Origin of the sequence: Noviherbaspirillum humi (genome assembly GCF_900188095.1) — a bacterium.
Lineage (GTDB): Bacteria > Pseudomonadota > Gammaproteobacteria > Burkholderiales > Burkholderiaceae_D > Noviherbaspirillum > Noviherbaspirillum humi.
This window is the reverse complement of the sequence record NZ_FZOT01000007.1, coordinates 115,405-139,254: the sequence shown is the minus strand read 5'-3', so window position 1 is coordinate 139,254 and position 23,850 is coordinate 115,405. Positions and strand designations below refer to the sequence as shown.

Annotated in this window: 24 protein-coding genes; 19 read left to right on the top strand and 5 right to left on the bottom strand. The window is 66.5% G+C overall.

From position 1 onward, the window contains the following. The first annotated feature begins 28 nt into the window (after positions 1–28). The 11 genes from CHB88_RS12720 to CHB88_RS12670 all read left to right on the top strand — a co-directional run bounded on the left by CHB88_RS12720 (position 29) and on the right by CHB88_RS12670 (position 9,293). Positions 29–1,033, top strand: a complete 1,005-nt coding sequence (locus CHB88_RS12720; protein ID WP_089399706.1) for a zinc-dependent alcohol dehydrogenase family protein — start codon at positions 29–31, stop codon at positions 1,031–1,033. A 44-nt stretch (positions 1,034–1,077) separates the two neighbouring features. Beyond that, the gene (locus CHB88_RS12715) at positions 1,078–1,506 is read left to right on the top strand and encodes a hypothetical protein (protein ID WP_089399705.1); all 429 of its coding nucleotides are present in this window, start codon (positions 1,078–1,080) and stop codon (positions 1,504–1,506) included. A gap of 135 nt (positions 1,507–1,641) precedes the next feature. Beyond that, positions 1,642–2,550: a TauD/TfdA dioxygenase family protein gene (locus CHB88_RS12710; protein WP_089399704.1), complete on the top strand. Its 909-nt coding sequence runs from the start codon at positions 1,642–1,644 to the stop codon at positions 2,548–2,550. A 19-nt stretch (positions 2,551–2,569) separates the two neighbouring features. Continuing rightward, a complete protein-coding gene (locus tag CHB88_RS12705) occupies positions 2,570–3,610 on the top strand; it encodes an ABC transporter substrate-binding protein (protein WP_089399703.1) in 1,041 nt (346 codons plus the stop codon). A gap of 9 nt (positions 3,611–3,619) precedes the next feature. Beyond that, positions 3,620–4,516 carry an ABC transporter ATP-binding protein gene (locus CHB88_RS12700; protein WP_089399702.1) on the top strand — a complete coding sequence of 299 codons (897 nt, stop codon included), beginning with the start codon at positions 3,620–3,622 and terminating at the stop codon, positions 4,514–4,516. Further along, positions 4,513–5,394, top strand: coding sequence for an ABC transporter permease (locus tag CHB88_RS12695; protein ID WP_089399701.1), 882 nt, complete (start codon positions 4,513–4,515; stop codon positions 5,392–5,394). Before CHB88_RS12700 ends, CHB88_RS12695 begins: the two co-directional genes overlap by 4 nt. A 20-nt stretch (positions 5,395–5,414) precedes the next feature. Next, the gene (locus tag CHB88_RS12690) at positions 5,415–6,299 is read left to right on the top strand and encodes an EAL domain-containing protein (RefSeq protein ID WP_089399700.1); all 885 of its coding nucleotides are present in this window, start codon (positions 5,415–5,417) and stop codon (positions 6,297–6,299) included. A gap of 48 nt (positions 6,300–6,347) precedes the next feature. After that, on the top strand, positions 6,348–6,671 hold the full coding sequence (locus CHB88_RS12685; protein WP_089399699.1) for a hypothetical protein: 324 nt from the start codon (positions 6,348–6,350) through the stop codon (positions 6,669–6,671). Between the two features lie 319 nt (positions 6,672–6,990). Continuing rightward, a complete protein-coding gene (locus CHB88_RS12680) occupies positions 6,991–8,166 on the top strand; it encodes an MFS transporter (RefSeq protein ID WP_245844945.1) in 1,176 nt (391 codons plus the stop codon). A 164-nt stretch (positions 8,167–8,330) separates the two neighbouring features. Further along, complete coding sequence (locus CHB88_RS24460) at positions 8,331–8,984, top strand: YtxH domain-containing protein (protein ID WP_143131246.1); 654 nt, start codon at positions 8,331–8,333, stop codon at positions 8,982–8,984. 57 nt (positions 8,985–9,041) lie between these two features. Next, positions 9,042–9,293, top strand: a complete 252-nt coding sequence (locus tag CHB88_RS12670; protein ID WP_143131245.1) for a hypothetical protein — start codon at positions 9,042–9,044, stop codon at positions 9,291–9,293. 37 nt (positions 9,294–9,330) lie between these two features. Here CHB88_RS12670 and CHB88_RS12665 read toward each other — a convergent pair whose 3' ends face one another. The 4 genes from CHB88_RS12665 to CHB88_RS25990 form a co-directional block, all read right to left on the bottom strand. Continuing rightward, positions 9,331–10,083, bottom strand: a complete 753-nt coding sequence (locus tag CHB88_RS12665; protein ID WP_089399697.1) for an SDR family oxidoreductase — start codon at positions 10,081–10,083, stop codon at positions 9,331–9,333. A 393-nt stretch (positions 10,084–10,476) separates the two neighbouring features. Beyond that, positions 10,477–11,202, bottom strand: coding sequence for a polysaccharide deacetylase family protein (locus CHB88_RS12660; RefSeq protein WP_089399696.1), 726 nt, complete (start codon positions 11,200–11,202; stop codon positions 10,477–10,479). A gap of 202 nt (positions 11,203–11,404) precedes the next feature. Beyond that, positions 11,405–11,653: a hypothetical protein gene (locus CHB88_RS12655; RefSeq protein WP_143131244.1), complete on the bottom strand. Its 249-nt coding sequence runs from the start codon at positions 11,651–11,653 to the stop codon at positions 11,405–11,407. Positions 11,654–11,821: 168 nt separating this feature from the next. Beyond that, complete coding sequence (locus tag CHB88_RS25990; protein WP_176442448.1) at positions 11,822–12,655, bottom strand: CBS domain-containing protein; 834 nt, start codon at positions 12,653–12,655, stop codon at positions 11,822–11,824. Positions 12,656–13,134: 479 nt separating this feature from the next. Between CHB88_RS25990 and CHB88_RS25160 the strand changes: the two genes are divergently transcribed. The 8 genes from CHB88_RS25160 to CHB88_RS12615 all read left to right on the top strand — a co-directional run bounded on the left by CHB88_RS25160 (position 13,135) and on the right by CHB88_RS12615 (position 20,319). Then, complete coding sequence (locus CHB88_RS25160) at positions 13,135–13,275, top strand: hypothetical protein (RefSeq protein WP_176442447.1); 141 nt, start codon at positions 13,135–13,137, stop codon at positions 13,273–13,275. 8 nt (positions 13,276–13,283) lie between these two features. Next, positions 13,284–14,294: an ABC transporter substrate-binding protein gene (locus CHB88_RS12645; RefSeq protein ID WP_089399694.1), complete on the top strand. Its 1,011-nt coding sequence runs from the start codon at positions 13,284–13,286 to the stop codon at positions 14,292–14,294. Positions 14,295–14,408: 114 nt separating this feature from the next. Then, positions 14,409–15,440 (top strand): aromatic ring-hydroxylating dioxygenase subunit alpha, encoded by a 1,032-nt coding sequence (locus tag CHB88_RS12640; protein WP_089399693.1) that lies wholly within the window; start codon positions 14,409–14,411, stop codon positions 15,438–15,440. Between the two features lie 42 nt (positions 15,441–15,482). Beyond that, a complete protein-coding gene (locus CHB88_RS12635) occupies positions 15,483–16,310 on the top strand; it encodes an ABC transporter ATP-binding protein (RefSeq protein ID WP_089399692.1) in 828 nt (275 codons plus the stop codon). 97 nt (positions 16,311–16,407) lie between these two features. After that, the gene (locus tag CHB88_RS12630; protein ID WP_089399770.1) at positions 16,408–17,172 is read left to right on the top strand and encodes an ABC transporter permease; all 765 of its coding nucleotides are present in this window, start codon (positions 16,408–16,410) and stop codon (positions 17,170–17,172) included. Positions 17,173–17,223: 51 nt separating this feature from the next. Then, positions 17,224–18,642 carry an amidohydrolase family protein gene (locus CHB88_RS12625; RefSeq protein WP_089399691.1) on the top strand — a complete coding sequence of 473 codons (1,419 nt, stop codon included), beginning with the start codon at positions 17,224–17,226 and terminating at the stop codon, positions 18,640–18,642. A 61-nt stretch (positions 18,643–18,703) separates the two neighbouring features. After that, positions 18,704–19,333 carry a LysE family translocator gene (locus CHB88_RS12620; protein WP_089399690.1) on the top strand — a complete coding sequence of 210 codons (630 nt, stop codon included), beginning with the start codon at positions 18,704–18,706 and terminating at the stop codon, positions 19,331–19,333. 173 nt (positions 19,334–19,506) lie between these two features. After that, the gene (locus tag CHB88_RS12615) at positions 19,507–20,319 is read left to right on the top strand and encodes an IclR family transcriptional regulator (protein WP_089399769.1); all 813 of its coding nucleotides are present in this window, start codon (positions 19,507–19,509) and stop codon (positions 20,317–20,319) included. A 776-nt stretch (positions 20,320–21,095) separates the two neighbouring features. On the opposite strand, the gene CHB88_RS12610 is transcribed toward CHB88_RS12615, so the two are convergent. Next, positions 21,096–23,405: an alpha/beta hydrolase-fold protein gene (locus CHB88_RS12610; RefSeq protein WP_176442446.1), complete on the bottom strand. Its 2,310-nt coding sequence runs from the start codon at positions 23,403–23,405 to the stop codon at positions 21,096–21,098. Positions 23,406–23,850: the final 445 nt, after the last annotated feature.

The window sequence follows — 23,850 nt, the reverse complement described above, 5'->3', positions numbered from 1 at the left end:
CTGCAATGGCATGTCGAAAGGAAATTAAATGAAAGCCATCCGATTGAACGCCCCCGGCGGGCTTGAGCGCCTGGAACGCATCGACCTGCCGGATCCGGGGCAGCCGGGCCACGGCCAGATCCGCGTGCGCTTGCATGCCAGTTCGCTCAACTACCATGACTACGGCGTGGTCGGCGGCTTCCGCCCCATCGCCTACGGGCGCATCCCCATGTCGGACGGCGCCGGCATCGTCGAGGCGGTGGGCGAGGAAGTGAGCGAGTTCCGACCGGGCGATGCGGTGGTTTCCTGCTTCTTCCCAGGCTGGCAGGAGGGGCCGGCGCGGGTGGGCGACTTCTCCACCGTACCGGGCGACGGCATCGATGGCTACGCGCGGGAAACCGTGGTCTGCGCCGCCACCGCCTTCACCCGCGCGCCTGCCGGCTTCAGCCATGAACAGGCGGCCACCCTCACCACCGCCGGACTCACCGCCTGGCGGGCGCTGGTGGGCGACGGCGGATTGAAGGCCGGCGACACCGTGCTGACGCTCGGCACCGGCGGCGTCTCTCTCTTCGCGCTGCAGATCGCCAAGGCCATGGGCGCACGGGTGATCTCGACTTCCTCGTCGGATGCCAAGCTCGAGAGGTTGCGCGCGCTCGGGGCTGACGAGACCATCAACTACCGTACCCACGCCGACTGGGGCCGCCTGGCGCGGGAATGGAGCGGCGGCGGGGTGGATCACGTGATCGAAGTCGGCGGGCCGGGCACGCTGCCGCAATCCATCGATGCGGTGCGGATCGGCGGCCACATCTCGCTGATCGGCGTGCTCACCGGCCGCACCGGCGAGGTGCCGACCGGCGCGCTGATGGCAAAGCAGGCGCGGCTGCAGGGCCTGATCGTCGGCAGCCGGCGGCAGCAGCAGGAATTCGTGCGCGCCATCGAGGCCATCGGCCTGCAGCCGGTGATCGACAGCACTTTCCCGCTGGAACGGATCGCGGACGCGTTCAGGCATGAGGCGTCGGGCGCGCATTTTGGGAAGATCTGCCTCACTATCTAAACGATTGAACGCCGCTGCGGCGCAAATCCGACCGACCCAACTTCATGCTCCGCTTCCACTGGATCAACGGCATCGTTGTCGCCGGCTACGGCGTGGCCAGCGGCAACGGCGCCGATACCCGCTATCCCGGTGGCACCATCCGCCTGCAGCAGCCTTTCTTCCTGGCGCGCGGCATCGACCTCTCGCCGTATTTCCCGGGTACGCTGAACGTGGACGTGGCGCCGCTCGCACCAGTCCCGCAGGCGCCGGTGTTCGACGAGGTGCTGCGCTGGCACGGCGATATCGAAGAGCGCTTCCTGCTGTCGCCGGTGGAGCTGGAGCACCATGGGCGGCGTTATGCCGGGCTATGGTACTACCCGCATCCGGACACCAAGCCGGCGCACTTCCAGAAACCGACCGTGGTGGAGCTGCTGCTGCCGCGCATCGAGCGCATCGAAACCGGAGCCGACGTGAAAGTGGGCCTCGTCATGTGATGAGTCAAGGGGCGGATGCTGGAAGGATGCGTGCGGGCCATATAAAAAAAGCGATGATGCATAGCCGTAAAGCTTCGTTTGCCGCGGCAAGGCGCGCCCCTAGAATGGATTCGTCATCTACTGCCAGCCAATCCCATGTCCGACGCCACCGCCCTCATCGATCCCGTCGCCGCCTCTTCGGAAGCCGAACCGCAACGCTTTGACATCCGTCCCTTCGATGCCGCCCTCGGCGCGGAAGTGGTCGGGCTGGACCTGTCCAGTCCGCTCAACGAGCAGGACTTCCGCCGCATCCATCGTGCCCATCTCGATCACCACGTGCTGGTGTTCCGCGACCAGCGCATCACGCCGCAGCAGCAGATCAGCTTCAGCCGCCGTTTCGGCCCGCTGCAGATCCATGTGCTGAACCAGTTCGGGCTGCAGGGCCATCCGGAGATCCTGGTGGTCTCCAACATCAAGGAGAACGGCCGCCCCATCGGACTGGGCGATGCCGGCCATTACTGGCACTCCGATCTCTCCTACAAGGATCTGCCCAGCCTCGGTTCCATGCTTCATGCGCAGGAGCTGCCTGCCATCGGCGGCGACACGCTGTTCGCCAACATGCATGCGGCCTGGGAGGCGCTGCCCGCCCATCTGCGCAAGGCGGTGGAGGGTCGCAAGGCCGAGCACAGCTATCTGAACAAGTATGCCGAGCTGCAGAAGCGCAGCCCGTGGCGGCCCAATCTGACCCAGGCGCAGATCGACCAGGTGAAGCCGGTGCTGCATCCGGTGGTGCGCACCCATCCCGAGACCGGACGCAAGGCATTGTTCGTCAGCGAGCATTTCACCACCCGCATCGACGGCCTGCCCGAAGCGGAAAGCCGCGACATCCTGGATCAGCTGTTCGCGCACAGCGTGCAGCCGCAGTTCGTCTACCGCCATCAGTGGCAGCCGCGGGACATGGTGTTCTGGGACAACCGCTCCGTCATGCACCTGGCCACCGGCTGTCCGGAGGATGAGCGCCGCAAGCTGTACCGCACCACCATCGAAGGCGACGCGCCTTTCTAGTTTTCATTACGGAGTTCACATGCTGCACACATTGCTGTCGGGCGCACGCGCCCGCCGAATCCTCACGCCCCTGCTGGCCGCCATCACCGGCCTGACCACTCTGGCCGCGCCGTCGCTGTCCCATGCCGAGGGACGCATCCGCATCGCCGAACAGTTCGGCATCGTCTACCTGCTGCTCAACATCGCCCAGGACCAGAAGCTGGTCGAAAAGCATGGCAAGGCGCAGGGGCTGGACATCCAGGTCGAGTGGACCAAGCTCTCCGGCGGCGCCTCCGCCAATGACGCCTTGCTGTCCGGCGCGATCGATGTGGCCGGCGCCGGTGTCGGCCCGCTGCTGACGCTCTGGGACCGCACCCTCGGCCGCCAGAACGTCAGGGGCGTGGCCTCGCTCGGCAACTTTCCCTATTACCTGGTGAGCACCAATCCGAACGTGCGCACCATCGCCGACTTCGGCGACAAGGATCGCATCGCGCTGCCGGCGGTGGGCGTGTCGGTGCAGGCGCGCATCCTGCAGATGGCGGCGGCGAAGCAGTGGGGCGACAAGGAATTCAACCGTCTCGACCGCCTGACCCTGGCGCTGCCGCATCCGGACGCCACCGCCGCCCTCATCGCCGGCAAGACGGAGATCAACGGCCACTTCGGCAATCCGCCTTTCCAGGACCAGGAGCTGGCGCAGAATCCGAATGCCCGCATCGTGCTCAATTCCTACGACGTGCTCGGCGGACCGGCTTCGGCCACGGTGCTGTACGCGACCGAGAAGTTCCGCAAGGAGAATCCGAAGACCTATGGCGCCTTCGTCGCCGCGCTGGCCGAGGCGGCGCGCTTCGCCGCCGGCAATCCGGAAGGCGCGGCCGACATCTACCAGCGCGTCAACAAGAGCAACATCGACCGCGCGCTGCTGCTGAAGGTGATCCGCAATCCGCAGGTGCAGTTCAAGATTCAGCCGGAGAACACGCAGGGCCTCGCGCAGTTCCTGCACCGGGTCGGCGCCATCAAGAATCAGCCCAGGAGCTGGCGCGACTATTTCTTCGACGATGCGGCGCTCGCCGATGGCAGCTGAGGAGGAGCGATGACAGTCAAGAACCTGCAACTGGTCGGCCAGCCCGGCCCCGATCAGCCGCCGCTGCCGGAACCGCTGCTGCGCGTCGACGGCGTAAGCCTGGAGTACCGCAGCGAGAAACAGGTGGTGCGCGCCACCCACCGCGTCAGCTTCGACGTGCATCGCGGCGACCGCTTCGTGCTGCTCGGCCCGTCGGGCTGCGGCAAGTCGACGCTGCTCAAGGCCGCAGGCGGCTTCGTCGCGCCGGTCGAAGGCGGCATCCGCCTCAACGGCGCGCCGGTGACCGGGCCCGGCCCCGACCGCATCGCGGTGTTCCAGGAATTCGACCAGCTGCCGCCCTGGAAGACGGTGCGCGAGAACGTGATGTTCCCGCTGCTGGCCAGTGGACGCGCCAACCGCCGCGAAGCGCGCGAGGCGGCTTCGCACTGGCTGGCGCGCGTCGGGCTGGAGCGTTTCGCCGACGCCTATCCGCATACCCTGTCCGGCGGCATGAAGCAGCGCGTGGCGATCGCCCGCGCGCTGGCCATGCAGCCGCAGATCCTGCTGATGGATGAGCCCTTCGCCGCGCTGGACGCGCTTACCCGGCGCCGCATGCAGGAAGAGCTGCAGTCGCTGTGGGAAGAGATCGGCTTCACCCTGCTGTTCGTCACCCACTCGATCGAGGAAGCGCTGGTGGTGGGCAACCGCATCCTGCTGCTGTCGCCGCATCCCGGCCAAGTGCGGGCGGAGATCAACAGCCACCAGTTCGACCTCGGCGGGGCCGGCAGCGCCGAATTCCAGGCGGCCGCGCAGCGCATCCACCGCCTGCTGTTCGAAGCGCCGGGCGCGCCGCAAGCAGCCGCCCCGGAGCCGCAACGACATCAACCGGCGTCGCGCCACGCCAATCTCATCAGGGCCAGATCATGACTGCTGCATCGACCACGATTGCGCCGCCGCTGCGCGCCGAATATGAACGCCTGCCGCCGCCGTTCGAAGCGGCCGACGTCACCCTGCCGCTCGGGCCGCTGGCCCGGCTGCGCCGGCATGATGCGCCGCGCACCTTATTGATTCTGGCGCTGCTGGCCGGCGTCTGGGAGCTGGCGGCCCGCTGGCATGGCAACGACCTGCTGCTGCCCGGCTTCCTGCAGACTGCCGCCGCCTTCTTTGCCGGTCTTGCCAGCGGCGAGCTGCCGCGCAGCGTGGCGGCTTCGCTAGGCGTGCTGCTGCAGGGCTATGCGCTCGGGGTGCTGTGCGCCTTCCTGCTGACTTCGCTGGCGGTGTCGACCCGAATCGGACGGGACCTGCTGCGCACGCTGACGGCCATGCTCAACCCCTTGCCGGCGATCGCGCTGCTGCCGCTGGCGCTGCTCTGGTTCGGCCTCGGCCAGGGCAGCCTGATTTTCGTGCTGGTGCATTCCGTGCTGTGGCCGCTGGCGCTGGCCACCTTCGCCGGCTTCCAGGCGGTGCCGCCCACGCTGCGCATGGCGGGGCGCAATTACGGCCTGCGCGGACCGCGCTTCGTGCTGGCCATCCTGGTGCCGGCGGCGCTGCCCGCCATCCTGTCCGGCCTGAAGACCGGCTGGGCCTTCGCCTGGCGCACGCTGATCGCGGCGGAGCTGGTGTTCGGCGCGACCTCGGGCAAGGGCGGCCTCGGCTGGTACATCTTCCAGAACCGCAATGAGCTGTACACCGACAAGGTGTTCGCCGGCCTGGCGCTGGTCATCGTGATCGGGCTGCTGGTGGAGGGACTCATTTTCCGCAACCTGGAGCGGCTGACGGTGCGCCGCTGGGGCATGCAGCATTGAACAGGGTGGAAGGAGGAAACATGAGCTACGCCGTGCTCGACGATTACATACGCCGCCTGCCGCGGGCGCCGGGGAAGGGCAGCCGACTGTGGCTGAATGCGAAGGGGCAGGCCGAGGCGAAGTATTTCAACTGCACGCTCACCAGCGTGTTCCAGCCGCTGCGCAGGTTGTCCGACGGCGCGGTGGCCGGGCATGAAGCCTTCGTGCGCAGCGCCGCTGATGGCGAGCCTGCGCTGTCGGTGTGGAAAATACTCGAACTCGCCGCCAACGATGATGAATCGGTCGAGCTGGACCGGCTGTGCCGCATGCTGCACGCGGTCAACTTCTTCCGCCAGCCGGAATCGGGCGAGGGCGACTTGTTCCTGAGCGTGCATGACCGCCTCCTGGCGGCGGTGGGCAGCAATCACGGCATGGCGTTCCGGCGCATCCTTGGCAGCCTCGGCTTGCCGGTGGACCGCATCGTCTTGCAATTGCCGGCGCCCGCGCCGAGCGGGAAATGGCTGCTCAACCACGTGGCCGGCAATTATCTCCTCAACGGTTTTCGCATCGCGGTGAATGTGACCGACATCAACCAGGCCATGGAGGTGCTGGAAGACGCGCGGCCGGCACTGCTGAAACTGGATGTGCGGGCCATCGCCGACGAAAGGCAATTGATGGCGCTGCTGTCGGCCTGCCGGGTTCACGGCGTCCGCCTCGTGCTGCGGCGAATCGACAGCCAGCCGCTGGCCGACTTGGCGCGCTCGCTGCAGGCGGCCGGTCCCGATCTGCTGCTGCAAGGCCTCGCCTGCGATCGGCCGGCAGCCGGCCTCGCCCCGGCATGGAGGGAGAAGCCGGGCGCGGCTGCGCCGCCTCCTTGTCCGGCATCGCATGTTGATTCGGCAAGCGACACCTCCATTTTTTCCTGATGCTTCTATAATGAATGCCGTCATCTCATTAGGCTCACGGAGAAAATCATGGCGGCGATACCGGATCTGAGGGAAAACGCTACGAACCTCGTGCGCCGTCCCGTTGACGGCAAGGTCATCACCGCCAGCGGCAGGGCCATCCCGCAGCCGCCCTGGATCATCGCCGAGCAGCCGGCGACGCTGGTCACGTACAGCCAGTGGCTGATCGACCAGGGCAGGGCGGAAGCCGAGGATCTGGGCGAAGACTGGATGATCGCTCGCCTCGCCGGCATCAGCGCCGGCACGATGGACGACCCCACCCGCGAACTGCTGAGCGATTTCCTGTTCGGCGATCCCCATCCCGAGTTCGAGGCCCGCAGCGGCCCGGCCTGATCGCGGCGCCCGGCCGCCCATCCATACCTGATCCTTCCGAGCGGCCTGCGGGCCGCTTTCGTTTTGTCCGGCGTCCCGTCCTCCACGGCGCGTCGTTGCCATGCCGCGCCGGCAAGGCGTTCTTTGCCCGCCCTTCTTCCGTATCTCCGCCAGGGAAAAACCGCCTTGCCGGCGGGCGGTTCTTGCCATCCCGACCACGTCCGACCTCATACCAGATATCACCAATTGAAATAGGGAAATCAATCTTCTCTCGGGAAACTATTTCTCCGGAGTAGGCATCAGAGGCTATTCCTAAAAGAAATATTGCCTGAGGATACTGATGGATACTGTTTACCGACTCCGTGCCAGCCTCTCTTTGAATGGTTTCGATGCCCGCCTGCGCATGCTGGCGCTGCCCCTGCAATTCGCGCTGTTCGGCCTGCTGATGGGTTCCTGGGCCGGCCGCATTCCGGCGCTGCAGGAAGGCCTGCAGATTTCCCACACCACCCTTTCCTATGTGCTGCTGTCCGGCGGCCTCGGCGGCGTGCTGTCGCATCCCTTCGCCGGCTGGATGATGTCCCGCCTCGGCGGCCGTCGGGCGCTGCTGGCCGCAGGCCTTGCGCTGTGCGTCGTGCTGCCGGCGATCGGTTTGGCGCCGACCGTGCCGGCGCTGATGCTGGCGGTGCTGATGCTCGGCATCTGCGGCGGCTGCTTCGGGGTCGCCGTCAATTCCGTCGCCAGCAGGCACGAGAAGGCGACCGGCAAGTCCGAGATGTCGCTGCTGCATGCCTGCGGCTGCGCGGGCTCTCTGATCGGCGCGCTGATCGGCAGCTACGCCGCCTCGCAGCAGATCGAACCCGCCGCCCACTTCATCCGCATCGTGCTGCCGATCGCGCTGCTGCTCTGGATCGGCTTCCAGCTGCTGCCGGAGGACCGCGGCGCCGAGCAAAGCCCTGCCATCGCGAAGCGCAAATTCGCGCTGCCGGGCGGCCGTCTGGTGCTGCTCGGCCTGCTCGGCTTCTGCGCCGCGATGTCGGAGAACAGCATCGCCGACTGGAGCGGCGTGTACCTGAAGGAGCATTTCGGCGTCAGCGACGGCTTTGCGCCGCTGGCCCTGTCCACCTTCACCGTGATGATGCTGCTGTCGCGGCTCGTGGGCGACCGCCTCAAGGCCCGCCATGGCGCGCGCCGCCTCATCACCCTCGGCGCCGGCCTGTCCGCCATCGGCCTGTTCCTCTCGGTGTTCGCGCCGAATCCGCATGTGGCGCTGGTGGGCTTCGGCCTGTCGGGCATCGGCCTGTCGCTGGTGTTTCCCTTCATCCTGAGCGCGGTGGGCAAGGAAGGCCCGATGGCGCTGGCCGGCGTGGCCACCATGTCCAACGTCGGCGGCCTCGCCGGTCCGCCGGTGGTGGGCGCCATGGCCGACCACCTCGGCATGCAGGCCACCATCGGCTTCATCGGCGTGCTGTCGATCATCATTTCCCTCGTCGCTTCGCGTTCGTCGATGCTCAAGTAAGGCCATTTGGCCGGCGTTGCCTCCACCCCGCCAGCGGTCTTGATGTGAATGGACGGGCGGGTCGTTTGCCGGAACCTTTTGCCTTGCAGCCAATCACTTATTGACGGATTTGCACCGGCACTCCGTCCGAGTGTCTTGACTTCAAGAACCTGAAAAAGGAGCAGATGATGGACCGCAGCAACGAGAACACCATTTCGGCCGCCGCCTGGCTCATCGGCGGCCTCGCCGCCGGCGCCGCGATCATGTTCATGGCCGATCCGGAGCGCGGCCCGCGCCGCCGGGCCATGGTCGCGGACAAGTTCAATGACGCCGTCGCCGGCGCCAGCGATTATCTGGATAGCGCCAAGAGCGACATGAGCAGCCGCGTGCAGGACTGGACCGATACCGCCCAATCGAAGCTCAACGATGCCAAGTCGAGGCTTTCCGATGCCGGTTCCCGGGTTGCCGATGCCGGCTCGCGCTTCGCCGATACCGGATCGAGCTACTCTTCCGAGGCCCGCTCCCGTCTTTCGGACGCCGCCGATTCACTCGATTCCAACTCCCTGCAGCGCGCCCTGAACCGCGAGCTGTGGATGATCGCCGGCGCCGCCGTCGGCGCGCTGACGATGTTCCTCGCCGACCCGGATCAGGGACGCCGCCGCCGCGCCATGGCCAACGACAAGCTGCGCAGCGCCGCCAACAGCGTCTCCAGCACGTCGCGCGACCTCGGCAGCCGTGCCCAGGGCTTGATGGCCAGCGCGCGCAGCAAGGTGTCCGGCGGCGGCAAGTATACGAACGGCCAGTTTCCTGACGGCGAGATCCCCTACGGCCACTCCTGATCCGACCGGCACTGCGCCTGCCTGCCGGCAGGCGCGCTCTTGCATCAAAGGATGATCATGACGTCGCGGGAAGAGATCGATGCCTTCCGAAGCGAGCTGTTGCGGCGCTTCGATGAACTCACGCATTGGGCGGTGGACAATTGGCCGGACCGCCAGCGGCCGCTGACGGCGGTCGATTTTGCACCAATGCGCGAGCACTTCGCCCGGGCCGGCGAGCCGCCGGAGCATCTGCGGCAGGAAGAGCCGCCGCCCGACCCGGCGGCGGGCGGGCCGCAGTTCCGCGACGTCGATCCGGCCCCCTGGCCCTGAGCGCCTGATCCGGTCCCATCCATCCGATGCCGGACGCTCAACTGCCGCTGCGCGCCCGGCGTATGGCTTCATTCATCTGCAGGAAAGCCTCGTCCAGTTCTGCGCGCGACGCCTTCCGCCTTGCGTCGGCGCTGCCGAAGCTCGCTTCCTCCGCGCCGGCTTCGAGCTGGCGCATGATCGCCTCCGCGAACTCATCCAGCTCCACGCCGAAGTCGTGCGCGCCGCCAAGATTGGTCTTCACCGCCGGCGGAATGACTTCCGTCACCCGCACCGAGGTTTCGCGCAATTGCCAGCGCAGCGACTGGGTGAAGGAGTGCAGCGCCGCCTTGGTGGCGCAGTACACCGGCATCGGCGCCAGCGGCGCGAAGGCGAGGCCGGAACTCACATTGACGATATGCGCCTGCGACTGCCGCCTGAGATGCGGCGCCAGCAGCATCGAGAGATGGATGGGCCCGCCGAGATTGACGTCAATCTCGGCGCCGGTGTCCGTCCACGATTCGGGCTGCAGCAGGCTGACCTTGCGCTGGATGCCGGCATTGTTGATCAGCACGTTGAGCTGCGGATGTTCCGCCGTCACCCGCCGCGCCAGCGCTTCTCGCTCGGCTGCCTTGCCGGTATCGCTGACCACATAGCGCAGCCCCGGGTGCCTGTCGCATACCGCCTTGAGCGCGGCTTCCCGGCGGCCGCAAACGATGACCTCGTTGCCGCTGGCGAGAAAGCGGACGGCAAGCGCCAGGCCGATGCCCGAGGAACCGCCGGTGACGAGGATGGTGTTGCCGCTCATTTGCATGCTTTTCTCCAAAATTTTCTGCCGCGGTAGCCGGCGTCGGGAATGGTCTGACCGGCCGGCGGGCCCATGAATTCCATCGCTCGTCCGTCGTTTCCATGCGCCGGACGAGCGGGCCAGCGGCGATATCCGCGAAGGGCTGCGCAGCTGCTTCAATAAAACTCACAGGAATCGGCGCACACCATCCTGTCCGTGTTTTCGGGCGAGTGGAGCGACGAGCGCATCATCAATGGCGTCGCGCATCCGGGTGAGCGGAGCGATCAGGCGACGCTGTCATGCCGAGGCGCCGCCAATGGCGACAAGCAGGTGAAGCAGGCGGTAGAGCCTATGCGTAGCGCGCGCTCGCGTTGAAGCACAGCCTCTACTGAGCGTCCGCCTCGCGGAGGCGAGACGACATCAGCCGAGCTGCGAGAGCTGCAGGTTGGTCAGGCTGGCGCCGTCCTCCAGGCGCGCGCTGACGTAGGCGAAGAAGCCGTCGAGCTGCTTCCACAGACCGAGTTCATCGATTTCCTCCGAATGCATCCATAGATGAAACACGCCGCCGTGTTCACAGGCATGGTCGAACATGGCGAACAGGCGGTCGGTCCAGTCCTGGTGCTGGAGGGCGATGCGCAATCCATCCTGGCGCGCATGCCAGCCGCCGGTCTCGACGTAGCCGCGCAGATAGGCGGACGCCTCGTGCGGAAAGAACTGGACCGTGGTGGGCATCCGGTAGGCGGCCTTGCCCTTGGAGAAGCAGAGATTGGCGGTGGTGCGCGCATAGCCGAAGCCGCACGCCTCCACCAGCTTCTCATCGCGCCGCGAGAACTTCCCGCCGGGATAGCAGAAGCCGCTCACGCCATGGCCCAGCATGTCTTCCAGCGCTTTCTTGCCATCCATTACCTGATCGTAGGCGTCGCGGGCGCTGATGTTCTTAAGATAGCGATGGTCGCGCGTGTGCGAGCCGATCTCGAATCCCTTCCCGAGCTGGCGCAGCTGCTTCGCCCCCATCACCGGCGACCCTTCCCGGTTGTTGATGGGAATGTAGAAGGTGGCCGCCAGGCCGTGCTTGTCGAGCAGGGTCGCGGTTTTCAGATCGGCCGGATGGCCATCATCGACGGAGCAGGTGAAGACGGCATTCATCGAAGTACTCGAGGGTAATAAAGAGTACTTTTTAGAATTGGTTACATTGCAAAAGTTTCAACTTTGATGGATATTTTTTGCATCTTTATTCATACCATTCGTCAATGGTGGCCCATCGGAAAACCGGCGCGGCGCTTGGTTTTTTGGGTAGCGCGAAGCTCCGGCCCAGGCGGTAAGAGCCCAGTATCTTAACCAAAAGTAGTTAGCGACGCCGCGGAAAAGGCAGGCGGATCAGCAGCAGCGGGATGGAGTGGTTCCAGCGGAATTTCAGCAGGAGCAGGGCGGCAGTGGCCGGCAGGCAGTATATCCAGGGGAGTTTGAAATAGCGCATCGCCGCCATCGCCAACGCGGCAAAGCCGGCGATATAGGCGGCCGCAACCAGCTTGAAGAAAGCCAGCATCAGGTAGGTACGCCGCGACGGTCCATGGTCCAAGTGGGTGGCCTGTTCCAAGCTGTTCTCCCCGAAGTGCTTTCTTTTGTGATGCGACTGTGCGCAAAGTGACTGTATCGCGGGGAGCGGCGCCAGGGCTTGAGCGAGGTCGGGCTTTGCGTTTGTGGCAGCGCAAGCGCCGCATCGGCACGGAGCAATCAGTGGCGCCGATGCAGCAGATCGCCGGCGTCAGCGCCCCGCGCCGATGCCGGTGCCCGGCGAGCCGGAAGTGCCGGCGCCACCGCCCGACGCGCCGCTCACGCCGGTGGCATCGGTGCCGGCCGGCGCGCCGCTCTCGCCGCTGGTGGTGTCGCCCGCATTGCCCTGCACATGCCGCACGACCGGCGTGCCATTGGCATCCCCGGCGCGCTTGACGTTGAGCGCCTTGCTGCCGGGCGCGTTGCGGTTCACCAGTTCGTTCGGCGTGACTTCCACCAGGTCGCTCGGGTCGGCGGTGGAGATGTTCTCCACGTCCGGGTCGAGGCGGTCGTCCAGCATGTCCGAACCGGCCAGGCCAGTGGCGGTGCCCACGTCCGACATGCGAACCTCGCCCGGCGCCGGAGGCTGCTGTGGCTGCTGGCCGCTGAGATCCGGCGCCGCTGGGAACGATACCCGTTCCACCACCTGTTCCACCTGGCCCTGGGTGCCGGCCTTGGTGGCGATGTCGCCCAGCGAGACGATGCCGACCAGGCGATGGGCCTCGTCGTGGCTCACCACCGGCACCCGGCGGATCTGGGTGTCCGACATCTGCTGCATCACTTCATCCAGCGGCTGGTCCTCGAAGCACCAGCGCACGTCGGTGCTCATCACGTCGTCCACCGTGGCGTCGTCCGGCGCGATGCCCGCCGAGGTCACCCGCACCGTGATGTCGCGGTCGGTGACCATGCCGACCAGGCGGTCGCCATCGCATACCGGCAGCGCGCCGACATTCAGGTCGTCCATCATCTCCGCCGCGCGGCGCACCGTCTCCTCCGGCGAGACGAACTGGACATTACGGGTCATGACTTCCGAAACCATCTGCATTGCCATCTCCTTTTGTGCGAGGCATTGCCGCGGCGCGAGGGCGGCCGGCGGCAGCGCCATGACTTGACTCTCCGGAGCGCGGCCCGCTGCCGCGCCGATCGTAGATATCCGATGGTGCGATTGACGTTTCGTTCACGCCGCAGGGGGATTTGATTGCATGGCCGGCCGGCCGATAACGGCAGGCATCAACCCGGGGAAATGCGATGTCGCTCCCTGTTTAGGCTCATGGCAGCCGATGCGGGCGCCAGTTTGGTGCCGCCGCTGGTTCATTGTCGTGCACGGCGCAGGCAAAAGAGGCGCGTGACGCTGGCATGCCGCTTGCTGAATGGAAGCCTGAGTATAAGCGGCTAGCATCCGCCGCCGGTGGTCTCCGAACACCGGCCAGGATGTGGGGCATTGCTCTCGCGGACCCGGTGGTCCGCGCGTCCCTCGCAGGACGATTGACCTCTGATCCTTCAGACATCAAGAGAGGAAACGCCATGCCGCACGACATCCGCCTTCAGCTTCCGCCGACGCCGGCGCGCTTTCCGGTTTCATCCTTCCGCAGCCTTCGCATCGACACCGCCTTCACCGGCGGCATGCGCGCGGCCGCCTTCCTTCCCGTTTCCCTCAACCAGTGAGCCCAGCCATGAAAGACAAGACTCTCGCATTCCGCTCCACGCGTCTAACCCGCCTCACCCGCGGCATCGCCTTCTGCGTCGCCGCCGCTGCCAGCGCCGGCGCGTTCGCCGCCGACAAGGTCACCTTCCTCACCTCCTGGTATGCGCAGGCCGAGCACGGCGGCTTCTACCAGGCGGTGGCGAAGGGCATCTATCAGAAGCATGGCCTGGACGTCACCATCAAGATGGGCGGCCCGCAGGTCAATGGCATGCAGCTGCTCACCAGCGGCCAGGCCGATTTCCTGATGGGCTACGACCTGCAGGTATTGAAGAGCGTGGAGCAGGGCCTGCCGGTGACCACCGTCGCCGCCAGCTTCCAGACCGACCTGCAGGGCATGATGACGCATGAGGACGTGAAGGGACTGGCCGACCTGAAGAACGGCAAGACCGTGCTGGTATCCACTTCCGGACGCACCACCTGGTGGCCCTGGCTGAAAGCGAAATACGGCCTGAGCGAAGCCCAGTCCCGGCCCTACACCTTCAACCTGCAGCCTTTCATGGCCGATGCCAGTCTCGCGCAGCAGGCCTATCCCTCGTCGGAGCTGTTCCAGGCGATGAAGGCGGGCGTGAAGGCCAACTTCTACCTGTTCGCCAGCGACGGCTATCCGCCCTACGGCACCACCATCGTCGCGATGGACAAGACGGTGAAGGAGAAGCCCGACATGGTGGCCCGCTTCGTGCGCGCCTCGATGGAAGGCTGGAAAAGCTACCTTGCCGATCCGGCGCCCGCCAACGCGCTGATCAAGCAGGACAACCCGAACATGAAGGATGACCAGATCGCCTATGCCATCGACAAGCTGAGGGAGTTCAACTTCACCGGCGGCGGCGATGCCGCCAAGGCCGGCATCGGCATCATGACCGAAGCGCGCTGGAAGAAGACCTATGACTTCATGGTGGCCCAGGGCCTGCTGAAGCCCGAGACCGACTGGCACAAGGCCTTCACCACCCAGTTCGTGAAAGACCTGAAGGTCATGCCGTAAATCCGATTCAACTTTTTCCCGGGCCGCCCGGCATGGCGGCCGGCCCGGCGGGGCGAAGGCGACCGTGTTGGCGCGCCGGCCCCTGGCGCAAGCCGCAATAGTGGAGTACCCCTCATGCTCGTCACCCAACAAAAAGTCCTGCGCAGGTTCTGGTATGCGCTGATGCCGATGTCGATGCTGGACGACGGCCCCAAGCCCTTCACCCTGCTGGGCGAGAAACTCGTCCTGTGGAAGGGCGGGGACGGCAAGCCGGCCGCGCTGCAGGACCGCTGCTGCCACCGCACCGCCAAGCTGTCCAAGGGCTTCGTCGAGAACGGCAACATCGTCTGCGGCTACCACGGCTGGACCTACGACCTGAATGGCGCCTGCGTGCGCATCCCGCAATCCCGCACCGGCGCCATCCCCGACGGCGCCCGCGTCGCCGCCTACCGCTGCCAGGAACGCTATGGCTATGTCTGGGTGGCGCTGGACGAGCCGCTGCAGCCGATTCCCGACTTCCCGGAGGAAGGCGATCCCGCGTACCGCCGCATCCTGCAGTTCTACGAGAAGTGGAACACCAGCCCGCTGCGGGTGATGGAAAACTCCTTCGACAATTCCCACTTCAGCTTCGTGCACAAGTCGAACTTCGGCATGATCGACAACCCGGTGCCGTCGAAGTATGAGTTCCGGCCGAACGACTGGGGCTTCGAAGCGGAAACCCACGTGCCGATCAGGAACCCGCCGGCCAGCTTCCGGGTCACCGGCACTACCGATCCGGTCACCGAGCGCCATCTCATCAACCGCTGGTACCTGCCGTTCTCGCGCCGCTTCGGCTGCGTTTATCCGGCATCGGGACGGCACCACATCATCTACAACTGCGCCACGCCGATCGACGACAAGACCATCATGCTGGCGCAATGGCTGTACCGCAACGACGACGAGGCGAGCTGCTCGACCCAGGAGCTGATCGATTGGGACAGGCCGATCACCGACGAAGACCGCGACATCCTCGAAGCCACCGATCACGATGCCAGCGTCGACATCCGGCGCAAGGCGGAGGTGCACATGGAGTCGGACAAGCCCGGCCTGCTGATGCGGCGCATGCTGTTCGAGCTGCTCCGCCGCCATGGCGAGGAAGAGGTGTTCAATCCGCCGGCCGCGGCCTGAGCGGACAGCCTCGATGCAACCGGACAGCGCGAAGGAGCCAAGATGAAACATGCAGAAGTCAGTCGGACGCAGCCGCCATCCGATCCCGGCAGCGGGGATGCGGTGCTGCTCGCCAACCAGGTCGAAAAAACCTATCCCAACGGCACGCGGGCGCTGGATCGCGTCAAGCTGGAGATCGGGCGCGGCGAATTCGTGTCGCTGCTCGGTCCGTCGGGCTGCGGCAAGAGCACGCTGCTGAAGATGTTCGCCGGCCTGGAGCAGCCGTCCGCTGGCCAGGTGCGGTGGTGGGGCGGCGGCATGGCCACCGTGAACACGCCTGGGCGCACCCTGGCCATGGTGTTCCAGGAAGCCACCCTGATGCCCTGGGCCAGGGTGGCGGACAACGTGCGCCTGCCGCTGGACCTGGCCGGGGTGCCGCGCGAGGCGAGCGACGCCCGGGTGGAGCAGGCGCTGTCGCTGGTCGGCCTCGGCAGGTTCGGCCACGCCTATCCGCGCGAGCTGTCGGGCGGCATGCAGATGCGCGCCTCCATCGCCCGGGCGCTGGCCACCGAGCCGAACGTGCTGCTGATGGACGAACCCTTCGGCGCGCTGGACGAATTCACCCGCAACAAGCTCGATGCCGACCTGCGCCAGCTGTGGCTGCAACGCGACCTCACCGTGGTGTTCGTCACCCACAGCATCTACGAGGCGGTTTACCTGTCGTCGCGGGTGGTGGTGATGGCGGCCCGGCCCGGACGGGTGATCGCCGACGTGCCGATCGACGGGCCGCTGGAACGGAGCGAGGACTTCCGCGTCTCGCCGCAGTTCATCGGCCATTGCAAGCAGCTGTCCGATCTGCTGGTGGAAGCCAACCAGCATCAGTTCGATTGAAAGGAAAACCATGAGTCGCGCAATGAACATTCCGATGAAAGTCACGCCGGCGCAGAAGGCGGCGGCGCTGCGCAAGCCCCTGCTGGCGTCGCCGCGGATGCAGGCGGTGCTGGCGCCGATGGCGGTGGGCGCGCTGCTGCTGCTGCTGTGGCAGATGCTGTGCACGGTGCTGGATGTGCCGGTCTATCTGGTGCCGTCGCCGGCGGCGATCTTCAGGACCCTGGTGGCCGACTGGGCGCTGCTGTTCGGCGCGCTGCTGACCACGCTGCGCATCACCTTCCTCGCCTTCGCGCTGGCGGTGGTGATCGGCGTGGCGGTCGCCTTCCTGTTCGTGCAGAGCCGCGTGCTGGAGGCGGCGCTGTTTCCGTATGCCATCCTGCTGCAGGTCACGCCCATCGTCGCCATCGCCCCGCTGATCATCATCTGGGTCAAGACGCCGGTGATCGCGCTCACGCTGTGCGCCACCATGATGGCGCTGTTCCCCATCATCTCCAACACCGTGCTCGGCCTGCGCAGCGTGCAGCCCAGCCTGCTGAACCTGTTCAGGCTGAACCGCGCCAGCCGCTGGCAGATCCTGGTGCGGCTGCGCATCCCGAGCGCGCTGCCCAGCTTCTTCGGCGGCCTGCGCATCTCCAGCGGCCTGTCGCTGATCGGCGCGGTGGTGGCGGAGTTCGTCGCCGGCACCGGCGGCACCAGCACCGGCCTGGCCTACCAGATCCTGCAGGCCGGCTTCGAGCTCAATATCCCGCGCCTGTTCGCGGCGCTGCTGATGATCACCGTCACCGGCGTGCTGCTGTTCGCGCTGATGGTGGCGCTGTCGCGCGCCTGCCTCTCCAGCTGGCACGAGAGCGAGCTGGAATAATCCGGCAGCTTCGCGGTCCGCGCCCATGCAACGTCACGACAAGACGAATCCATGAAAGACACTTCCTTCCTGATCCGCAACGCGGCCGCCATCATGACCGGTCTGCCGGGCGCGCAGGCGCGCCATCCCGGCCCCGACCTGCGGGTGGCGAACGGCGTCATCTCCGCCATCGGCAGGCTGCTGCCGGAACCCGGCGAGCGCGTCGTCGACGCCACCGACTGCGTGATCTATCCGTCCTGGGTCAACACCCACCATCACCTGTTCCAGTCGCTGCTCAAGGGCGATCCGGGCGGCATCAATCTTTCGCTCACGCCTTGGCTCGGCGCCACGCCCTACCGCTACCGGCCCAAGTTCGACGAGGACCTGTTCCGGGTCGCGGTGCGCATCGGCCTGGTGGAACTGGTTCGCTCCGGCTGCGGCACCGTCGCCGACCACAATTACCTGTACTACCCCGGCATGCCCTACGACACCTCCGCCATCCTGTTCGAGGAGGCGGAAGCGCTCGGCCTGCGCTTCATCCTGTGCCGCGGCGGCGCCACCCAGACCCGGCAGCTGGAAGCCGACTTGCCGGCCTCGCTGCGCGCCGAGACCCTGGAGGGCTACCTCGCCGACATGGAGCGGCTGGTGCAGCGGTATCACGACCCGGCGCCGGATGCGATGCGCCGGATCGTGATGGCGCCGACCACCGCGCTTTACTCCATGTCGCCGGCGCAGCTGCGGGAAACGGCCGCCGTGGCGCGCAAGCTCGGCATCCGCCTGCACAGCCATCTCTCGGAAACGGTGGAGTACCAGAACGCCGCCCATGCCAGCCATGGCTGCCGGCCGGTGGAATTCGTCGGCGAACATGGCTGGCTCGGGCCGGACGTCTGGTTTGCCCACCTGGTAAAGCTCGATCCGGAGGAAATCAACCTGCTCGGCCGCACCGGCACCGGCATTGCCCACTGCCCGCAGAGCAACGGCCGGCTGGGCAGCGGCATCGCGCCCATCCGCGAGCTGGAGGCGGCCGGCGTGCCGGTGTCGATCGGGGTCGACGGCGCGGCTTCCAATGAAGCGGCCGACATGATCTCGGAAACCCATGCCGCCTGGCTGCTGCAGCGCGCCCGCGTCGGCCAGCAGGCGCAGGCCGCCCATCGCGGCGGAAGCTTCGAGGGCGGGGCGGATGCCGCTTCGGTGGAGGATGTGGTACGGTGGGGAACGACCGGCGGCGCCCGGGTGCTGGGGCTGGAAGCGCTGGACGGTCTGCGTCCCGGCTGCGCCGCCGACCTGGCGATCTGGTCGCTGGACGACCCGCGCTACTTCGGCCTGCACGACCCGGCCATCGGTCCGGTCGCGTCGGGCGGCCGGCCTCGCTTGAGGAACCTGTTCGTCGGCGGCAGGATGATCGTCGAGGATGACTACATTCCCGGCGTGGATATCTGGCGGCTGGCGTCGCAGGCGCGTGCGGCGACGGCGCGCTTGATGGGGAGTTGATGGGCGGTTGATGCGGCACGCCTGCCGTCTGCCGACCGGCCGTTTTCGAGGAGGTGAGTCGATGGATGCCATATTGCCACCCTGGCCGCTGCTGTCCGGCTTCCTGCTGGCCAGCCTGCTGCTTGCCGTCATGCCTGGGCCCGGCGTGCTCTACATCGTGACCCGAAGCCTGGTGCAGGGCAGGGCCTCCGGCCTGGCATCGGCGGCCGGCGTGGCGCTTGCCAATCTCGCCAATGCGCTGGCTGCTTCGTTCGGGCTGGCGGCGCTGTTCGCCGTCTCGAGTGCCGCATTCACCCTGGTCAGGCTCGCCGGCGCGCTCTATCTCGTCTGGCTCGGCCTGCGCATGCTCCTGTCGCGCGTGGATGTCGCCGGCGCATCGCCGCCGGCGCCGGCATCGCCATTGGACGTCTTCCGCGACGGGGTCGTGGTGGCGCTCTTCAATCCCAAGACCACGATTTTCTTCGCCGCCTTCCTGCCGCAGTTCCTGGCGCCGCAGGCGCAGGGCGTCATGCCCATCCTTACGCTCGGCATGGCGTTCGTCGCCATCGCCGCGCTCACCGATGCCTGCTATGCGATCGCTGCCGGGATGATGGCGCCGCGGCTGACGCGCATCGGTCGCCGGCTTGGCGGCGCCATCTTCCTCGGCCTGGGCCTGCTGGCCGCGTTCGCCGGCGATCAACGCAGCCGCTAAGCGGTGCGCGAGCCGCCTTGCCCGCGAGCGCGCACCTCATGGCACCGCTGCCGATTGGCTTCATGCATGGGCTCACAGCGTTTGCCGTCCATTCGCACATCCTGTAGAGTCGGCCAGGAAACCTTGCCGACACACCGGCGCCGCCGTGCGCCGCCATGGAGACCCATCCGACGATGACCCGCCGCCCCATCGCAGACGACCCGGAGCACGCTGACGAAGCAGAATCCGGCGCTGCCGAAGACCGTTACTTCATTACCGCGCTGGCGCGCGGCCTCGATGTGCTGTCCTGCTTCCGCAGCGCCGATCGCTCCCTCTCCAACCTGCAGATTGCCGAACGTTGCGGCCTGCCGAAGTCGACGGTGACCCGCATCGTCCATACCCTCAGCCAGCGCGGCTTCCTGGTGCCGACCGAGACCGGCTTCGCCCTCGGCACGGCGGCGCTCGCCCTGGGCAGCACCATGCTGGCGCGCATGGACATTCGCCAGTTTGCGCGTCCGCTGATGCATCAGCTCAGTGAATTCTCCGGCGCCACGGTGGCGCTGGGCGTGCGCGACCGGCTGTCGATGATTTACACGGAGGTGGCGCGCAGCAGCGCCACCCTGGCACTGACGCTGCAGGTGGGATCGCGCGTCTCCCTCGCCACCAGCGCCATGGGCCGGGCCTGGCTCGCCTGCGCAACGAAGGAAGAACGCGACGCGGTCCTCCGGCTCGCCGCCGAGCAGGATGCGAAGGCGAGCACCGCGATCCGACAAGGGATCACCCGGGGCGGCCAGGACTACAAGGCGTATGGCTGCACGACTTCCTTCGGCGAGTGGCAGAAGGAAGTGAACGCCATCGCCGTGGCCTTCCGCACCAGCGGCACGATTCCATCCATGGCGCTGAACTGCGGGGGGCCGGCGACCAGTCTGTCGAAGAAGTTTTTGCTGGATCAGGTGCGGCCGCGGTTGATCGAGCTGGCACGGCAGCTGGAAGCCACGCCGTTGTAGAGGGGGCGTAGCAGGGGTTTCGCAACGCATGCGTTGCGCCTGCGAAGCCGGTTGCGCTTGCAAGCGCAACCGTGGAAAGGCAGGGGTTTCGCAACGCATGCGTTGCGCCTGCGAAGCCGGTTGCGCTTGCAAGCGCAACCGTGGAAAGGCAGGGGTTTCGCAACGCATGCGTTGCGCCTGCGAAGCCGGTTGCGCTTGCAAGCGCAACCGTGGAAAGGCAGGGGTTTCGCAACGCATGCGTTGCGCCTGCGAAGCCGGTTGCGCTTGCAAGCGCAACCGTGGAAAGGCAGGGGTTTCGCAACGCATGCGTTGCGCCTGCGGAGCCGGTCAGGCTTGCAAGCCTGACCGTGGGTGAGGTTCAAAGCCTGACTACAGAATCCCCTCCCCTTCAAGGGGAGGGTTAGGGTGGGGATGGGTCTCCTTCGCAATTAAAGAATATTCTCCAGTCACGGCAGAAACTCCCCTCATCCACAACAGCGCCTGCAAGCGCAACCGGCTGCGCAGGGGCGGAGCGGTGCATCGCGAAACCCCTGCCTTTCCACGATTGCGCCTGCAGGCGCTGCTGTGGCTGAGGTTGGGTTTCTTCCGCATTTAAAGAACGTTCTTTAAGCGCTACAGAAACCCATCCCCACCCTAACCCTCCCCTTGAAGGGGAGGGGACTGGGTAGTCAGGCTTTGAACCTCACCCACGGTTGCGCTTGCAAGCGCAACCGGCTTCGCAGGCACGACGCATGCGTCGCGAAACCCCTGCTACGCCCTCCCTCACAATCAGCCCCTCAATACCTCACCTGCCGACCGCACCCCTCCAGCTCCACCGTCAGCGGCCCGTCCGTATCCACCACCAGCGCCGCATTGCAGCTCAGCTTGGCGCGCTGCACGTTCACCGTCACGCTCGACACATTGCGGGCGACGATATCCAGCCGGTCCGCAGCTGCGGTCGCCGTCGGCAGGCTCCACGTCTTGTACTGGCTGACGTAAGCCTGCGCGCCGAGCTTGCCGGTGATGACGCCGGCGCCGCTGCCGGTGGGCGAGGCGACCGGATCGCCCTCGCCGAAGGCGCGGGAGATCGCGTCGATGCTGCCGCGCGGGGCGCCGGCGCCGGTATCGCGCACCGCGATCTTCGACAGCCAGTACGCATGGTTGCCCACCAGGCCGCGCGAAGGCACGTCCATCGCCGGGTTGGCCACGTAGGTCACGTGCGCCGGGTTGCGGTTGACGATGGCGTCGCCGAGGAAGTCGGCACTGCCCTGGAACTCGTCATTGAGCGCCAGCGCCAGATGATCGCCGGTGGTGAAGGTGTCGAAGCGATAGCGGTAGCCGAGGTCGTCCAGCCGCTGCGCTTGCGCCTTGGTGCCGACATACGGCACCAGTTCATCGGTGGCCTGTACCCACATCATGATCGGGATGTTGCGCAGGCCCGGCAGCAAATGATAGGTGTTGGTCGCGTCGCCGCCGGTCGGTTCGGCCGGCGGCGCCCAGATGCCGAGGGCCGGCGGCCCCACCACCGCATGGGCCTTGGCGAACAGGTCCGGATAGCGAGTGCCGAATTTGTAGGTGGCATGGCCGCCCATGGAGTAGCCGCTGATCGAGGTCATGTCGGCATTGAGCGGATAGTTGCGCGCGATGTCGGCCCACATCTCGAAGGTATCGGCGGCCGCATCTTCCACATACCAGCCATCCGGCCCGCGCCCGAGGGCGGTGGCGACGAGATGGCCCTGGCCGCGCTCGCCGAGCTGCGACTGATTCTTCGAAGCGAAGTACTGGTTGTGGTTGCCGCCGAGCGAATGCAGGAGCAGCGTCAGGCCATAGCCGCCCGCAGGCTTCGGCTTGGTCGGCAGGTAAAGTGTGTAAGGCTGCAGCTGTCCGCGGTACTCGCCCTTGCAGGTCGGCGCGCTGCCGCAATCGACGCTGAAGTCCACGCCCTGTTTCGTTTCCACGTGGCTGGCGAAGATGCGGTTGATCGGTCCGGACTGCGGCACGCCTTGCGGCTGCCCCGGCATGTCGTCATTGACGTTGGCTGCCAGCTTGCCGAAATCGACGTTGGCGTAGAAGGCGCTGATGTCGCCGCTGGCCAAGGCTTGCGACTGGGCCTGCTCGCGCCAGTAGGCATCCGGCTCGTTGAACCGGAAGGCGACGTTGAAGAAGGCAGGCGGTGCAAGCAATTGGCCGGCGCCGCCGGGCTGGCTGGCCGATGCGGTCGGCGTCGGCAGCAGGTAGCGGTTGTTGGCGGCATCCCAAAGACCGGCGCCGGCGGCGATGCGCACGACGCCCTTGCCGGGGTTCCAGGCGGCGGTCGGCACATTCACCTGGATCTGGCGCCGTTCCAGATCGATGCTGACGGCCGGCGCTGGCGTGATGGCCGCTCCGGTGGCGGCATCGGTGAGCACCGCTTCGCTGCCATGCACGGTGAGGAAGAAGCGCGCCGGCGCCGAGACGTTGGCGCCGAACGGGAAGGGCCGCGGCGCGGCCGAGTCGCCGATGGCAATGGTGAAGGCCAGCCTGGCCGGATCGAGCAGGCTGTTCATCGTCAGCCGGAAGGCGGTATGGGTGGATTGCGGCTTGATGCGCAGCTCGACGATGTCGGCGGCATTGTTGGCAAAGGCTGGATCGCTCGGGTAGGTATAGGTGCCGCTGCCGCCGGAGAAGGTCTCGGCCTTCACGCGCGGATCGGCCGGGTCGGGCAAGGCCTTGGCGCCGCGGTCGTCATACAGGAAATCCTGGTAGAGGAATTCGCCGCGCCGGTAGGCGCTGGCGCCGGAGACGAGGATGGGCCGGGCTTTCCAGATGCCGGCGTTCTCGAGTTGCGGTGCGCGTGGCGGCGCAGCATACAGGAGATCCGGTCCGGGGCGCGGGCCGGGGCCGCTGTACAGCGACTGGCTGCTGTAATCCGGCTGCGGCGTGTCGGCGCCGCCGAGATCGCTGGCAGGCGCCAATGGCGACAGCAGGCTGAACGTGCCGTCGGCCAGCTGGCGCGAAGCGCCTGCACTGGCGCCGTCCTGCGGGCTGCCGCCGCAGCCGGCGAGCACGGCCATGGCGGCGCTGGCGATGAGCATGGGTTTGCTGTGACGATTCTGGCGTTTCTTCACGACGTCTCCTCGTAAATGCTGCATTGAAGTTGTCCCTGCCGACTTGTCCTGCCCTGCTTCGCCGGAAGAGTCTGGCGCACTTGAATCCCAAGTGCCGGAACTGTTGTTTCACTGTGCGAAACATTGTTTTACTTTGGTCCGATGGCTTGATTCTGTCAGCGCGCACGCAAGTGCAGATGATCCGGCGCAAGACTTCTTCGCCGACATGTTTCAAGTTGTAAGGACGAACCGCAAATGCGTGAAAGGATTAACGGCTTGTTGCAAATCGGCGGGTGACGATTGCGGAAAGAGGGAAAGGCAAAGCGAGGCGGGGACCACCGACCGAGGGCCGCTTATCGTCGATGGCAGATGCCACGCAAGGCAAGCGGCAAACAGTCGGAAGACAGGAAGAAAGGAAGCGGGAAAACGCGGGATTCGGCATGCAGGCGAATCCCGCGTCCTGATC